This is a genomic window from Herbaspirillum lusitanum P6-12, from assembly GCF_000256565.1.
GTDB classification, from domain to species: Bacteria; Pseudomonadota; Gammaproteobacteria; order Burkholderiales; family Burkholderiaceae_D; genus Herbaspirillum; species Herbaspirillum lusitanum.
In genome coordinates, this window is record NZ_AJHH01000362.1 from 1 (window position 1) to 479 (window position 479).

Annotated in this window: 1 protein-coding gene; it reads left to right on the forward strand. The window is 67.0% G+C overall.

Features of this window, described 5'->3' with window-relative positions; all coding sequences use genetic code 11:
• On the forward strand, positions 1-479 hold a 479-nt coding region (locus HLUSI_RS0111455; protein WP_016834114.1), incomplete at both ends, for an aldehyde dehydrogenase family protein.

Consider the following 479-nt stretch of genomic DNA (forward strand, 5'->3'; position numbering starts at 1 on the left):
CCGGCAGCCGCCTGCTGGTGCAGGAGAGCATCTACGACAAGTTCGTCGCGGCGGTGGCCGAGCGCTTCAAGGCGGTGACGGTCGGCACGCCCGAGATGGATCTCGACTGCGGTCCCATCGTCAACAAGAAGCAATACGATCGCGTGCGCAAGTTCATCAGTGAAGCCGTCGAATCGGGTGTGCCGCTGCTGGCCGAAGGCGCGTTCGGCAAGGACTTGCCGGCCGACGGCTATTTCGTCAAGCCGGCCTTTTTCGGCCGCGTGCCGCGCGACCACCGGCTGGCCTGCAAGGAAGTGTTCGGGCCGGTGCTGTCGGCGATTCCGTTCAAGGACGAGGAAGACGCCATCGAACTGGCCAACGCCACCGAGTTCGGCCTCGCTGCCGGCATCTGGACCGAGAACGGCGGGCGCCAGGCGCGCGTCTCGCAGCGCGTGCTGAGCGGCCAGGTGTTCATCAACTGCTACGGCGCCGGCGGCGGC